The organism is Reyranella soli, from assembly GCF_007992495.1.
GTDB lineage: Bacteria > Pseudomonadota > Alphaproteobacteria > Reyranellales > Reyranellaceae > Reyranella > Reyranella soli.
In genome coordinates this window covers 1-14,835 of sequence record NZ_BKAJ01000020.1, presented here as the reverse complement: position 1 = coordinate 14,835, position 14,835 = coordinate 1, and the positions used below count along the sequence as shown (strand labels likewise).

8 protein-coding genes are annotated in these 14,835 nt (G+C 62.6%); 5 read left to right on the top strand and 3 right to left on the bottom strand.

Going from position 1 to position 14,835, the window contains the following annotated elements; all coding sequences use genetic code 11:
* Positions 1 to 99: 99 nt before the first annotated feature.
* Positions 100 to 1,860 (top strand): ATP-dependent nuclease, encoded by a 1,761-nt coding sequence (locus RSO01_RS05635; RefSeq protein ID WP_147147055.1) that lies wholly within the window; start codon positions 100 to 102, stop codon positions 1,858 to 1,860.
* Complete coding sequence (locus tag RSO01_RS05630) at positions 1,857 to 3,383, top strand: UvrD-helicase domain-containing protein (protein ID WP_147147054.1); 1,527 nt, start codon at positions 1,857 to 1,859, stop codon at positions 3,381 to 3,383. Before RSO01_RS05635 ends, RSO01_RS05630 begins: the two co-directional genes overlap by 4 nt.
* Before the next feature lie 35 nt (positions 3,384 to 3,418).
* Here the strand turns inward: RSO01_RS05630 and RSO01_RS05625 are convergent, their stop codons facing one another.
* From RSO01_RS05625 to RSO01_RS05615, 3 genes are all read right to left on the bottom strand, one after another.
* Entirely contained in the window at positions 3,419 to 7,702 is a 4,284-nt protein-coding gene (locus tag RSO01_RS05625; RefSeq protein WP_147147053.1) for a HEAT repeat domain-containing protein, read from the bottom strand.
* Positions 7,692 to 8,573, bottom strand: coding sequence for a hypothetical protein (locus tag RSO01_RS05620; RefSeq protein ID WP_147147051.1), 882 nt, complete (start codon positions 8,571 to 8,573; stop codon positions 7,692 to 7,694). Before RSO01_RS05620 ends, RSO01_RS05625 begins: the two co-directional genes overlap by 11 nt.
* A gap of 164 nt (positions 8,574 to 8,737) precedes the next feature.
* Positions 8,738 to 9,088 (bottom strand): hypothetical protein, encoded by a 351-nt coding sequence (locus tag RSO01_RS05615; protein WP_147147050.1) that lies wholly within the window; start codon positions 9,086 to 9,088, stop codon positions 8,738 to 8,740.
* 166 nt (positions 9,089 to 9,254) lie between these two features.
* Here RSO01_RS05615 and RSO01_RS48890 point away from each other — a divergent pair, with 166 nt between their 5' ends.
* The 3 genes from RSO01_RS48890 to RSO01_RS05590 all read left to right on the top strand — a co-directional run bounded on the left by RSO01_RS48890 (position 9,255) and on the right by RSO01_RS05590 (position 14,425).
* Positions 9,255 to 12,635, top strand: a complete 3,381-nt coding sequence (locus RSO01_RS48890; protein WP_246158118.1) for a PAS domain-containing protein — start codon at positions 9,255 to 9,257, stop codon at positions 12,633 to 12,635.
* A 7-nt stretch (positions 12,636 to 12,642) separates the two neighbouring features.
* Positions 12,643 to 13,197 (top strand): hypothetical protein, encoded by a 555-nt coding sequence (locus RSO01_RS05595; RefSeq protein ID WP_174825917.1) that lies wholly within the window; start codon positions 12,643 to 12,645, stop codon positions 13,195 to 13,197.
* A 94-nt stretch (positions 13,198 to 13,291) separates the two neighbouring features.
* Positions 13,292 to 14,425 (top strand): Lnb N-terminal periplasmic domain-containing protein, encoded by a 1,134-nt coding sequence (locus tag RSO01_RS05590; RefSeq protein ID WP_246158116.1) that lies wholly within the window; start codon positions 13,292 to 13,294, stop codon positions 14,423 to 14,425.
* The last annotated feature ends 410 nt before the right edge of the window (positions 14,426 to 14,835 follow it).

The window sequence follows — 14,835 nt, the reverse complement described above, 5'->3', positions numbered from 1 at the left end:
GCTGGTCTCTGGCTATAAAGATTTGCACCAGCCAAAGAAACGTCAACGGCAGAGTATCGCCGAGTAAACGCCTGACCAGACGGTCAAACGGGGAGCACGATGAGCGCAACGGCGATAGTGCATCGCCTGCGGATTCTCGGATTTCGTGGGCTTAAGGAATTCGATTGGCGTCCCAAGCAGGGAATGAACGTCATTCTCGGCGGCGGCGACATGGGCAAGACGACCGTTCTTGACGCCTTGGCCTTGCTCTTCAGCCCAACAAATTCGGCAACGGTCGCGGAGACGGACTACTGGCAGCGAGAGACCGATACGGAATTCGTGATCGAAGCGACCGTGTCGCTGCCCGAGTCCTCAGGCATCGAGGGCCAGCGGCGCATGGCGTTCCCCTGGCACTGGAACGGCAAGGAGGCAGTGCAGCCGGTATCCAAGGATGGCGAGCCCGTCGAGCCGGACGTGCCGGTCTATGTCATCCGCGTGCGTGGGACTACCGACCTTGAGCCGTCATGGGAAGTGGCGCAGCCGGACGGCACCGCCGATCACTTGACCGTATCGGTGCGCCGACAGATCGGTTTAGTGCGCCTGAGCTCGGACGAGCGCAATGACCGCGACCTCCGGCTGGTGTACGGCTCCGCTCTCGACCGTCTCGTCGCCGACAGCAGCTTTCGCGCCCGTATCGGCAGGGCGGTGGCGAAGGTACCTTTGACCAAGGAACTCAACGCCGATTCCGTGAAGGCGTTGGAAGACCTGAACGAGAAGATGGATAAGAATTCGCTGCCAACTGGGCTGACGCTTGGCCTGACATCCGGTCAGGGGCCGTCCATCGGCTCGCTTATTGGCCTGCTCGCCATGCACCAAGGAAAGGAAATACCGCTTTCCAGCTGGGGGGCGGGCACGCGGCGGATGGCGGCGCTGGAGATTGCCGCGGCGACGGCCGGAAATGCCAGCCTCACAACCATTGACGAAATCGAGCGCGGATTGGAGCCCTATAGGCTGCGAAAGCTGCTCGGCATCCTCGAGGAAACCAAAGGTCAGGTTTTCGTTACGACACACAGCGCCGTCGCCATCGAATGTGTCGGCAAGAAGGGCCACCTCTGGTATCTCGATAGCAAGGGGCACATCGGGTACCTGCCTGCGGCCAAGATCGCGGCGCAGCAGCGGCGAGAGCCAGAGACCTTTCTCGCCAAGTTTGCGGCGGTGGGCGAGGGCAAGACCGAAGTCGGCTTGCTCAGCTTCGTGCTTCGCAAGGCATTCAATGGCAATCCGCTCGACGAAGGCGTCCGTGTGTGCGACGGCCAGGGCAACGACGCAGTCCTCGATCTGCTTGAGACGCTTGCGGACGCGCACATCGAGTTTGCCGGGCTGGTGGACGACGAAAGGACCAGTCCGGGCCGCTGGAAGAAGCTCAAGGAGAATATGGGCGACAGACTCCTGCAATGGCCGAGTGCTGCAAGCGAGGGCGCCGTCATTGAGGCCATTCCCGACGACAAGCTGGAAGAGCTAATACGGAACGACGACGAGGGATTGACGGGTATTCGTCTCCGCCATCTTGCCGACCGTGTCGGCCTTCAGCCGAAGGATATGGCGAGCATCAAGGCCGCACTGGCAAAACAGGACAAGACTCTGAAAAAGCTGATCATCGAGGCAGCCACGGGGTCGACGGCGGGGGCGCCCGAAGAAGAGGCTGCCGCGTGGAAAAAGCACGGGCAGCAGTGGTTCAAGCGCGACGGCGGCGGCGAGGAGCTTGGGAGCAAGATGATCGCGCTCGGTGCCTGGCCATCTTTGAAGGATAAGCTGCTTCCGTTGATCAATGCCATCCTCACCGCCGTGGGCCGACAACCGATCACCGGCTTGCCGACATGAGCGACGATGACGTCGCGCATCTGCTCCGTTCGGACGAAACGCTCGTCATCATCGAGGCCCCTGCGGGCTGCGGGAAGACCTTTCAGGGAGCATCCTATGCGAAGGATGTCGCCGCGACGCTTGAGCGCGGCAGGCTGCTAGTCCTTGCCCACACGCATGCTGCTTGCGGCGAGTTCCGAAAACGGACACAGGGTGCGAGCAATCGCGTCGAGGTCAAGACGGTTGCGAGCCTCGCCACGGAAATTGTCTCCGTCTATCACAAGGCTCTTGATGTCCCGCCCCATGCCGAGACCTGGGCATGGAAAGACAATGGGGAAGGATTCAACGAAATCGCGCAAAAATGCGCGGACCTCCTCACGCGGCATCCGATGATCGGCCGTGCTCTGGTGTGTCGCTACCCGGTCGTGATCTGCGACGAGCACCAGGATTGCACGCCCCACCAGCACGCGATCCTCATGGCGCTGCATCGCGGCGGCGCCAAGCTTCGAATCTTCGGCGATCCGCTACAGCGGATATTCAGTGGCACTAGTCCGAAGGTCGCCAGGGTCGATGCTGAACGGTGGGAGAGCCTGAAGGCCGAGGGCAAGCACGCGACACTGGAGGTTCCGCACCGCTGGAAGCAGGGCGGTTCCCTTGAGTTGGGTGAATGGATCCTTCAGGCGCGGGCAGCCCTTCTGAACAATCAACCGGTCGTGGTGCCTGCGAAGCGACCGGCAGGCCTACAAGTGATTGTGGCGGACAACCGCGGCCAGGCGCGGAAACAGTTCGCGCTCGACGCCGCACATCGCAAAACAGTCGATGCCGTAATGTTGCGCGACGAAATGCTGGTCCTGACCAGCAGTAACATTCTCGTCGATGCCCTTTCGGCCTACACGAACCGACGGATTGGGATTTGGGAGGGTCACACGCGCGAAATGCTCGGCATTCTAGTTGAGGCATTGCAGGCCGCCAACGGAAACGCGGAAGCGGTCGCATCCGCGCTTGTCGCCTTCGTTTCCGGCGTCGGCACGGGCTTCAGCATGAGCAGCCACGGCAATCGCCTGTTGCAGGAGATCAAGGAAGGCTGTTGCAAAACAACTAAGGGTAAGCCCGCCTGCATTCAGGAGATGGCGAAACTGATCCTGGCCGAACCCAGCCATGTCGGTGCGGCGCGCGCGCTCAAACTGTTAGGCGGTTACATCGCGAACAAGATAGCAGGCTTCGACGCAATCAAGATCGACTATCGCTCGGAATTCGGGGACGCCCTCCGCCTCGAGTCTTTCGCCACGCCCGAAGATGGGCTGAGCGAGTTGGCACGCCGCAGGGCGCATTTTTGGCGAGCTCTGCCTCCCCGCGTCGTCAGCACGATCCACAAAGCCAAGGGGCTTGAATGCCCTCACGCCATGCTCATTCCTTGCGACAAAAGTTTTGCAGACACGGCGTACGGGAGGTGCCGGCTCTATGTCGCGCTGAGTCGCGCCAGTAATAGCCTGACGCTAGTCGTGCCGTCATTCGGCGGCTCCCCGTTGCTAAAATTGGAGTAAGTGGCGAACCTGCATGGATGCGTCCGCCTATGCGTTCAAGTGCCGTCGTCCCGATCGCCTTCCTCTTCTTGATACGGCGTAAGAGACCGTGTCGTCATTACGCCAATACGATCGGGAAGATCGAAGGCGCGGATTGAACCCACCTCTCCTGAGATCGGCAGCTGGAACACCTCGTGCGCAATCCATGCGGTAAAGCGGTCGAATCCCGATTGTAGGTCGAGTTGCCGGCTCCACACTTCGACCACCGAGCGATCGTCAGGATGAAGCGCGCCCAGCTCTTCGCTGCGCGCCAGCCGTAGAAGAATTTGTTCTCGACGATCGAGTGTCATCTGCTCGACCCGGCCGCTGGCTATCGCAGCCACTCGCACTACGGCCTCGCGCGCTCCAAGACCAAGGTGATGTAGTTGGCGCAGCGCTCCATCACGTTTTGCTCCCCCCGACAAGCCAATGGCCACCAAAAGCGGCCCCGCGATTGCTGGCCGATCCTGTTCGGCCGCGCGAATTGCAACTGTCCCCAAGTCAACAAGCCTTCCATTCACCCCCCGATCACAGATCGCCCATGCGGCAGCCTGGGCGTGAGGACGGTACGACGGCGCACCGTTTAAGCCGGGGCTTTCTAGCGCTGTCAGCAGCATTGGAATGATTCGCTCATCATCACGGTGTGCCACCGCCGACAACGCGGCACACGCCACAAAAGGATCGTCGATAAGTGCTTTGGCTGTTCGAATCAGTGCATCGACGGCATGTATGGGCAACATTTCATATGCACCGAGCGCACGTGCAGCGGCCCGTGCGACTGCAAATTTCGGCCATGATGGAGCCGGCGCCAAACGGCTGATGAAATTGCGTGTGTCGTCTAACAAAGCCACCAAGGCATCGATCGCCTCTGGCCATCGATACTCCTGCATCAATCGCGCGAATGCCAAGCGCATATCGGCACTATGATCTTTGGCAGCTAGAATGAGCTTTTGCCGCTCCGCTTCTTTTGCCTCTGGAGCGAGGGACCGAAACGCTTCTCTCCGTACTCGGTAGCGCTTGTGAGTCAACGCGCCGTACAAGCTTTCTCTAAGGCCACCGCGACCAGCGACAAGCAGAGCCTGGACGGCCGACACACCATCTTCCTCCTCGCCAGTTGAGAGCAGCTTATCAGTCGCATCTCGGACGTCGAGACCGGCGCCAGCCGCAAGACACACTAGTGGTCCGCTGACACTTGTGGGCGCGTTCGGGAGGATCGCCTCAACTTGGCGGAGGCCCTCGCTGGTCAGCGATGATGCGGCGGCGTCGATCACGTCGCCCGTGAGAATTGTGACTAATGCCTGGGCGAGATTGCGCTCGGACAGGGGATAAGTCTCCGCCAAGTCAAGAGCGCGCTTCCGACGTATTGCGATGACATCATCACCCTTGGGAGTATCGCCAATCCTTGTTTCAACGACGTCGCGAAGGAGTTCTAACCGCCGCTCAGGAGAGACCCGGTTAGCGATAGCAGTGAGTTGCGTGACCAAATCACCATTAGCCGCAGCTATTTTTACGAGACGCCGTCGCATGTAGGAATTTTCGATATCCGTACGTGCGAGCTCAGACGCCAAGTATGTACCAAGCCGCGAATCCCAGTGCTGCTCAACTGCCTGCCAAGCGCTACCGCGTGCCCAGTCTTTGGCTGTCCTCAACAAAAGCTGCAGTTCGCCAAAGTCCGGCTTTCGGAACTGATGACTGACCAGCTCTGACAGGGCATGAGCGAGCAGCTCCGAGCGAGGATGGTTGGCGATCCATTCTATGCCATCACGCTGACAGCGTATCGAGACCACCTGCTTCATGCCCTCGCGCGCATTAAAATACTGCTCGCTCGGTTCGTCGATATCACGATCGGCAACCTCGGCATCGAAAACATGCTCTTCAGACTTGTAGATGATTTCTGAGAATTTCTTCATCCAGGCACCGGCCTCACCCTCGGAACGAGCGAACCGCTCAATCGCTTTCTCATAGTCGGGCATCTCGCTCGCTAAGGCCCCGGCAACGATCACATCGATGTTCTCGTTCGGCCCGCCGGGTCCGGCGATCGTGTCGAGCGCATCCCAGTATGCAGACTGAAGCCCAGACGCGAGTTCTCCAAGTAAGCCGACTGCTTGGGGGTCATAATCCTGACCAGAGAAGGGCAGTACTTCTCGGATGAAGCGCTCGATCAAGGCTTTCGTCTGGGGCGCAGCCCGAAGCACCGCCTTCTCCGCTGCATCAATTATCGGTGTGCACCACTGGTTGCGAAAGAACGGGCGGTCGTCCTTCGGACCACCTTCGATCAGGATGCGCGACAACCGACTGGGGGGATGATCGGGCGATCCGAACCGCGCTAGATCTCCTAGCGCGCGCCCGAAGTCCGAGCGTTTGCCGGTGACCAATGCGGCTCTTTCAAGAAGGCCGTCTAGGCGCGCGTGGGTCGAAGCAGCCAAATCAAGTTGAATGTTTTCGACGGCACCGACAGCACCTAGGATGCCTACCCCCGTCTCGCCGCCCCAATCGGCGCCAGCGTCGTCCCACGCTACTAGAGTATCTACAATCTTACCAAGCATGAACTCCGCTTCCGTCTTTCGACGTAGGAATGTCAGGCGAAGCCCATCCTCGACACGAGGGTGGTAGAAAGAGAGTGCTGAGCCGTCCTTCCGGAGGTTCTGACCCGCCACAAGAAAGTCAATCAGGCCGTCAACATCCGGGCGCAAGGAAGGATCGGCCGCACGAAGTCGCCGACCAAACTTGGCGAAGACGTCGCGAGAAACCCCACCCCGCGCACTAAGAAGTGCCCAGATCACTGCGGCGCTTTGAATACCATCCAGACCTAGCGGAGCGATCTGATCCGCAATCACTCTCGAAATTGCGTCGATCTGCGAATCAGCAAGAAGGTCTTCCACCTTCCGTGGTTTGTTCGCGTCCACACGGGCTAATGCGACGAGGAAGCGCTTGATCTCGTAAGGCCGCCCGAGTTCCTTAAGCGCATTGTCTCGATAGAGTTGGCTCAACGCAGCAGCATGCCCAGTCAAATCGCCAGCGATTCGATCGTAAATCTCAGCCAAGCGAGCCGAACCATAGTCTTCGATCTCGATCGGAACGATGAAGGGCCGAAGATCCTTGATTAAATCGTGTCCAGCGCTCTGCAGAACATCGGAGCGCGACGTTATTAGGAACTTCCGACTGGGCCCTCTACTCTCAAGAAGCTTGGGGAGTTCTCCACTCCAACGATCTGCACCGGGCGTGAGGCGATTCCCACCCCAAGGATCGCGCAGATGAAATAGGACTGGGTCAGAACGCGTTAGATTATTTCGGACATAACCAGGCCCCTTCTCTTCGTCGACGACATCAAACGGTGGATTCCCCCGCCGAAGCTCGAGTTCGAGAATGTCCGCGGTTAGAGTTTTCCCGGTCCCAGAAGGCCCTCCAATGACGACGGCATGCGTTCTATCGAGATGATCCTTGATCTTGTCAAAGGAGCTTGGCCGCACATAGTGATCCATATCTCGAGTCGGTGCGACCGAGCCACCGTTGCGGACCAAAGTCTCTAGTAATTCTTCACGGCTCCATCGGCCATACCTCGCACCTTTAATCCGACTGCGCACTTCCTCGCGAAGCTCGTGTACGCATGTGTCGTGCGTGGGCCTCGGCACATGCCCATACTGCTCAAGTAGCGCGACAATGCGCGACGACAGCACCTCCTCCGTGACCTTCGTCAGAAGCAGAGTGCGCGGCGCCATCGAGGCTTGCGCACCCCTGTTGTAGTTTTGGCGCACATGCGGCGGAAGTTCTTCGACTTCGGGAAAATCGAGCAGGTGCTCGCCCTCATATGCCCTCAAGGCCTCCGCCGAGGCCTCATTAGTAACGAAAATATAGCGCCGCTGAGGGTCAGCCTCCAACATATCCAGAGGCCGACTTCTTCTTCTGCTGCCATCATCCTGAGCGGTGGTGGGACCGAGCAACACGTCTGCGAAGGCTGCAGCCGACCATGGTGCACTGATTCGAGTCTTTGCTTGTAAGACGAGAGCAAAGCGTTCGCCTTTAGCTTCCAGGCCGAGGAGCGCGGTAGTTGGATCACGCACAGCAGCCTCAAGATCTTCGTCCGATGGCGGCTCGATTACGACCTCATTAGTTAATTCCTTCGCCAGCATCAGGTCGAGCGCCACCCACACGGTAACGCTGATCTGGTACTCGTAACCCGCGTAACCGGGATTGCCCGGCTTGGTTCGGCGCGACTTAGCCGGCCCGCCGCGGTCGCGGAGTACAGGGCGCTTTCGTCGAGCAGGTTTTTTGCCCGAACTGCGCGCGCCCTTACCCGCCACGGCCGGATGCCTTGAGCAGGAGACGTATGAGGGCGAACATACGCACAAAGAGGTAGTCGATCTGGTCTAAGGACGTCAGCGGCTCTTGCGTGGTCTCGGAATGGCGTATGCGGAAGCTGTTTCCGATGCTAGTAAGGTTGGCGGCCTCCGCCGCCAGCATCTCCCTAAATCGAGCCCCAGGAACGGCAACCCTATCTAGCAAGGCGCCCGCCTGCGCACGCTTGTTCGGGCCTGGCTCAAGGGTCTTCAGTCGCTCAAAGGCATCCCAAAGCTTTTCCAGGGCATCCTGACGATCCTCAGGTTTAGGGGACACAATCTTCCTACGGGACGCCTCTAGCAGGCGATCGCTTTCCGGATCGCCTGTCTGAAAAAGAGTCCAGCCGAGCGCATCGGCAATTGGTTGAGGCAGGATGCGTCGGGCCTGGCCATCCGAACTCAATTCGTAGGCAACTGCATTGCGCCGAAACAGTAGGTTCACTTCGGCGACGAACTTAGCAAGGCCGGTCGCACGGTCCCAGCTCAGATGATGATGGTCGAAGAAGGAATGAAATGTTCCGACCACTGGCTCACCGACCGCGGCGGCGGAAAATTCGAGTAGATCGAGGATCACGGGTGTCTCGGGAACCTCCTCAGGCGACAGCGGCCATTTAATCCAGGGTAATTCAGCCACCATAACTCGGGAGAACGACTGCTCGTCACATCCAAACGGGCCATTGCCATCGGGGCATTGCTGCGGGAAGCGAAATCCAAAGGAGCCATCACCGATCCGTGTCTGGATCAAGACATAAAGGCCACCCCATACCCGTTCATCGATCGTTGTAACGGTGGCAGGACGCACCCCAAATTCTCGTTCTGTAAAGTAGTTCGACATCGCACCAGCACCCACAGCTCTTCGTCAGCCTGTCTATGCCGCACATTCCAACTGGCGTGCTAACATGGAGACCATCTCGCTCTTCACAGCGAAGAGTGCCCACAAAGAACGCTCCGAAGGCGCCGCCGGTCGTTTCATACAAGAGCTACCCTCGAACTTCCAGATCACGCAGAAGGCCGCGGTCCGCCACGCCGAGCGCCGCCGGTCATCTTGGCGATCGCCTGGGGCAAGGTGAGCAGGCCGAGGTCGCGGGCATAGTGGCCGATGAGCCGCAGAAACGTGCCGTAGAGTCGCGGATGCGGCTTGCCCTGGCCGGTGACGCCATAAGGCGCCACGCAGGGCCCGTCGGAGCCGACCAGGGCGGACGGGTCGGCGGCGATGGCGCGCACGTCAGCTTCCAACATCGACCGCACCACGACGCGGGTCGGACCCTTGTCGGCGATGATGACGTCGCAGATCGCGTCGAGCAGATCGCAGCGCCGCTCGCGGCTGTGGAACTTTTCCCTCAGGCCCACCCACTGCCCTCGAGCTGCACCCGCCCCTCGAGGCCAATGTGAGCCTGATGGCGACGACCTACCAGGCGGCCCTGCTGTCGTGGCCGGTCATCGCCGGACCGGAACCCGGCCGCGTCATCGCCGTTTGATGCTGTGGCGCGACTAGGCACAGCGCAGCGGGGGGCGCGTGGAAGACAGTACCGAGGCCGCTTCATTGGCCTTCCTGGCGGGACCGAGCGAGACAGCGCGCCTGATCCGCACGCACGACTGGTCCCAAAGCCTCGGCCCCGCCGCCGACTGGCCGTTGAGCCTCAAGACCACGCTGGGCCTGTTGCTGCACTCGCCGGTGCCGCTGGTGCTGCTGTGGGGGCCGCCCGGCATCATGCTCTACAACGACGCCTATGGCGTGTTCGCGGGCGACCGCCATCCCGGCCTCTTGGGCATGCCCGTGCTGGAGGCCTGGCCCGAGGTGGCCGACCTCAACAGCCACGTCATGGCCGTCGGCATGGCGGGCGGTACGCTGGAGTACAAGGACCACGAGCTGGTGCTCAATCGCCGCGGCACGCCCGAGCGCGGCTGGATGGACCTGTTCTACTCGCCGGTGATCGCCGAGGATGGCCGGCCGGGCGGCGTGATCGCCGTGGTGGTCGAGACGACGGATCGCGTGCTGGCGCAACGCGAGACCGCGGCGCAGGGCCAGCGGCTGGCGCAGATGTTCCAGGACGCGCCCTCCTTCATGGCCCAGCTCGAAGGGCCCGAGCAGGTCTTCACCGTCACCAACGCCGCCTATCGCCAGCTGATCGCGCACCGCGACGTGATCGGCAAGCCGATCCGCACGGCCCTGCCCGAGCTCGCCGGCCAGGGCTTCCACGAGCTGCTCGACCGCGTCTGGCGCACCGGCGAGCGCTATGTCGGCCGTGCCGCGCCCGTCATGCTGCAGCGCCAGCCCGGAAGCCCCCTCGAGCGGCGGCTGCTCGACTTCATCTACCAGCCGGTGCGCAATGCGACGGGCGCCGTCACCGGCATCTTCGTCGAGGGCACCGACGTCACCGAGCGCGAGCGCGCCACCGCGGCGGTGCGCGAGAATGCGCGGCGCCTCGCCTTCCTCGACCGCCTCGGCCGCGCCACCGCCAGCGCCCATGACGCCGACGAGATCCTGAAGACGACCACGCGGCTCACCGGCCAGCATCTCGGCGCCTCGATCTGCGCCTATGCCGACATGGACGCCGACCAGGACGGCTTCACCATCCGCGGCGACTGGTGCGCGCCGGGCTCGCCCAGCATCCTCGGCCATTACAGCCTGGCCGATTTCGGGGTGAAGGCCGTGACCGAGCTCTCGGCCGGCCGGCCGCTGGTCGTGAACGACAATCTGCGCGAGCTGGCGCCGCACGAGGCCGCGACCTTCCAGGCGATCGGCATCGGCGCCACGATCTGCATGCCGCTGGTCAAGGAGGGCGTGCTGACGGCGCTGATGGCGGTGCACCACAAGGGGCCGCACACCTGGACCGACGAGGAGCTGTTGGTGATCCGCGAGGTCACCGAGCGCTCGTGGGCGCATATCGAGCGCGTGCGCGACGAGGCCGCGCGCGCCGCCGCCGCCGAGCGCCTGCAGCTGGCTGCGGCCGCCGCCCGCTTCGGCACCTTCGACTTCGATCCGGTGAACGGCAGGCTGAGCTGGGACGACCGCTGCCGCGACCTGTTCGGCCTGCCGCGCGATGCTGCCGTCGACTACAGCGTGTTCCTGGCCGGCATCCATCCCGACGACCGCGAGCGCGCCGACCTCGCCGTGCAGCACGCGCTCGACCCCGCCAATCGCGAGCCCTTCCACCTGGAATACCGTGCCGTCGATTTCACCGACGGCACCGAGCGCTGGCTGGCGGCCGACGGGCGGACCTTCTTCGCCGGCGGAACGGCGGTGCGGTTCATCGGCACGGTGCTCGACATCTCGGCGCAGAAGCGCGCCGAGCAGAAGCTGCGCGCCAGCGAGGGCCTGTTCCGCACCATGGCGCAGGCCATGCCCAACCATGTCTGGACGGCGCCGGCCGACGGCCAGCTCGACTGGTTCAACGACCAAGTCTACGCCTACTCGGGCGCCGCCGCCGGCTCGCTCGACGGCGGCGGCTGGAAGGACATCGTGCATCCCGACGACCTGCCGGCCGCGAGCGAGCGCTGGGAGCTGGCGCTGAAGAGCGGCCAGACCTACGAGGTCGAGATGCGGCTGCGCCGCTTCGACGGCGCCTGGCACTGGCACATCGCGCGCGCTGTCGCGGTGAAGGACGCCGAGGGCCAGGTGGCGCGCTGGATCGGCACCAACACCGACATCCAGGAGCAGAAGGAGATCTCGGCCGCCCTGGTCGACATCAACGCGGTGCTGGAGCAGCGGGTCGAGGAGCGCACCGGCCAGTTGCAGGTCGCCGAGGAGGCGCTGCGCCAGGCGCAGAAGATGGAGGCGGTCGGCCAGCTCACCGGCGGGCTGGCGCACGACTTCAACAACATCCTGCAGGGCATCACCGGCGCGCTCGACCGCGTGCAGCACAGGATCGCCATGGGCCGTCCTCACGACGCCGACCGCTTCCTGACGGCGGCAATAGATTCGGCCAACCGCGCCGCCGCCCTCACCCACCGGCTGCTGGCCTTCTCGCGCCGCCAGACGCTCGATCCGCGGCCGCTCGACGTCAACCGGCTGATCGGCAGCATGGAGGAGCTGGTGCGGCGCACCATGGGGCCCAACATCGCCGTCGAGGTGGTGGGTGCGGCCGGCCTATGGACGGTGCGCGCCGACGGCTCGCAGCTCGAGAGCGCGCTGCTCAACCTCTGCATCAATGCGCGCGACGCCATGCCGGACGGCGGCAAGCTCACGATCGAGACCGCCAACAAGTGGCTGGACGACCGCGCCGCGCGCGAGCGCGACCTGCCGCCGGGACAGTACGTGTCGCTCTGCGTCACCGACACCGGCACGGGCATGACGCCGGACGTGATCGAGCGCGCCTTCGATCCCTTCTTCACGACCAAGCCGCTGGGACGCGGCACCGGCTTGGGCCTCTCGATGATCTACGGCTTCGTGCGCCAGTCGGGCGGCCAGGTGCGTATCTATTCGGAGATCGGCAAGGGCACGACCATGTGCCTCTACTTTCCGCGCCACATCGGCGAGGCCGACGGCGACGTCGTAACGGCCATCGAGCCGGTCGAAAGCGGCTTTGGCGAGACGGTGCTGGTGGTCGACGACGACACCACCGTGCGGCTGCTGATCGCCGAGGTGCTGATGGAGAACCACTACGCCCTGCTGGAAGCCGGCGACGGCGTCTCGGCGCTGAGGGTCCTGGAGAGCAAACAGCGCATCGACCTGATGGTGACCGACGTCGGCCTGCCCGGCGGCATGAACGGCCGCCAGCTCGCCGACGCGGCGCGTCAGCTGCGGCCGGCGCTCAGGATCCTGTTCATCACGGGGTATGCCGAGAATGCCGTGGTCGGCAACGGGCATCTGGAGCCGGGGATGGCGGTGCTGGCAAAGCCGTTTGCGATGTCGTCGTTTGCGAACAAGGTGCGGGAGATATTGGAGGAGCGGTGAGTTGGCTATGCCTCTCGCTGCCGAGGTCGACAACGGCAAGCCTCCCTTCGTCCTCCCCGTGCTGCCCCTCTTCGTGGTCATCGTCGTGAACTTCGCGATGTCGTTGGTCGTGCTCCCGCGCCTCGACTTTTCGTTCCTAGCCAAGGACACTTGGGGTGGAACCACGATCGGGGCGGTGGCCGGAATCTGGTCGGTCATCCTCGCCCTCGCGTCGGGGTGCCTGACCGTCCTGCCGCTGCTGACGGTCAGCCGTCTCGTCGGCTTCGGCGCCGTGGTCGGAGCTTTGCCTGCCTTCGTGACCGTCCGCGACGCTGTGTTGTCGATTCAGGGAGGGCCGCTGATCTCGCTCACGGTCGCCATGAACAAGCTCGCCGGGCTGACCGGCACGGCCTCCGGCGGGATGGCAATCGCGCTCAACGCGCTCGGCGACAACTTCATGGCCCTTGCCCGGCAGTATGACATCAACCCCGAGCTGATGCACCGCATCACCACGATCAGCGCCGGCACGCTCGATGCCCTTCCCCACAATGGCACGGTCCTGATATTGGTTAGCATCAGGTGACTGACCCACCGTGAGAGTTATTTGGACATGGTGATCACCGTAATCGTCAGCTGCGTCATCGCCCTTGTCGCGATCCTGGTGCTGGGCTCGGTGTTTGGATCGTTTTGACGGCAACGCCCTGTCGGTCGAAACTCGTCTCGCTGGTCTGGTCGCCGGTGCGAGGGGCGACGCTCAAGCGTGCGTTCGGCAGTCAGGACGGATGGAGGAACCACTGAGTTCACATCGCGGGTTCCTGTTCAGGTCTTTCGGCCGGTTGGTCGCCGGAATCCGGTTCCTGTGCCAGGTCGTGCTCATCGCGTGGGCCTCCCTGGCGATCTATTATTCGAACCTGCCATGGGCTGGACTGCGACTGGCGTTGGCGGCGGCCTTTGCAGCGTTCGCGATCTGGGTGTTCTGGTGGTCGCGTCGGCAACACGTGTTTGTCGTGTTGGCAGTACTGTTTCTCGGCGTGGTCGCCTGGTGGCTGACCATCCCTCCGTCGCACGACCGTCCGTGGCGGAGCGAGGTGGCGGTGATGCCGCGGGCGATCATCGACGGCGACCGCGTTCGCATCACCGGGGTGCGCAATTTCGACTTCCGCACGCGAAATGACTTCACGGTGCGCTACGAGGAGCGCGAGGTGCGACTGTCGCACCTGACCGGCATCGATTTCTACGTGTCCTATTGGAGGGAGGGGCTGGTCGGACACACATTCCTCAGTTTCATCTTCGACGACGCGCCGCCGCTCAGCATCTCCATCGAGACGCGGCCGGAGGTGGGCGAGGGCTTCAACCCTCTCGCCTCCATGTTCAAGCAATTCGAGTTGATCTATGTCGTCGGTGACGAGCGCGACCTTGTGGGCCTGCGCGCCAACCACCGCGGGGAGACGGTGTACCTCTATCGCCTCAACACCTCGTTTGCCGATGCACGCCAGCTGCTGCTGGTCTACCTGGATCGGATCAACGCGCTCGCCGATCATGCCGAATTTTATCACCTGCTGAGCAACAGCTGCACGATCAACATCATTCGCTACGCAAACGCCGCTGGACGGGCTGGCCAGTTCAACATCCGGCATCTTTTCAACGGGCTGATCGACAGCTACCTCTATCACTCTGGCCGGGTGGACACGACATTGCCGTTCGATGAGCTGAGGCGACGCTCCCTTATCAACGAGGCTGCGCAGGCAGCCGACGGAGCGCAGGATTTCTCACAACGTATTCGCGCGTCCCTCCCTGTGCCTGCTCGTTGAGCTCCCGGCTGTGATCGCCGGCACGTCCCGTTGAACTGTCGCATTGCGGCCTTGCGGTACGTCCGTAAGACGGAGACGACACGCACGGCACCATCTGAGCGCCGCGCGAAGCGCTTACTTCGGCTGTCCCTTGGGTGTGCACGTTGCGACAAGCATGGGTTGTCTGAAGGCGGTTGCCAACGCGCGCTCGTCAATTTCCCTTGCTGCTTCGCAGGCCTCGGAATTGTTGTACTCCGCTGTGGCGACCGCGACGTTTCCGCCGGAGAATATCAGGAGCGTCAAAATATAGACCATGGCGATACCCCTTTTGGTTCGTCCGCGTGAGGCTGGGAAGCATACCACGCAGGTCCAGCCGCATCGTCTTTGGCGTGTTCGCTGAGTCGGGGGCGGCAAGCTCACGATCGAGACGG

What these genes read in the sequence shown, in the direction of transcription:
- RSO01_RS05635 (WP_147147055.1), top strand. Translation starts at nt 100, where the DNA reads ATGAGCGCAACGGCGATAGTGCATCGCCTGCGGATTCTCGGATTTCGT.
- RSO01_RS05630 (WP_147147054.1), top strand. Translation starts at nt 1,857, where the DNA reads ATGAGCGACGATGACGTCGCGCATCTGCTCCGTTCGGACGAAACGCTC.
- RSO01_RS05620 (WP_147147051.1), bottom strand. Translation starts at nt 8,573, where the DNA reads ATGTCGAACTACTTTACAGAACGAGAATTTGGGGTGCGTCCTGCCACC.
- RSO01_RS05595 (WP_174825917.1), top strand. Translation starts at nt 12,643, where the DNA reads ATGCCTCTCGCTGCCGAGGTCGACAACGGCAAGCCTCCCTTCGTCCTC.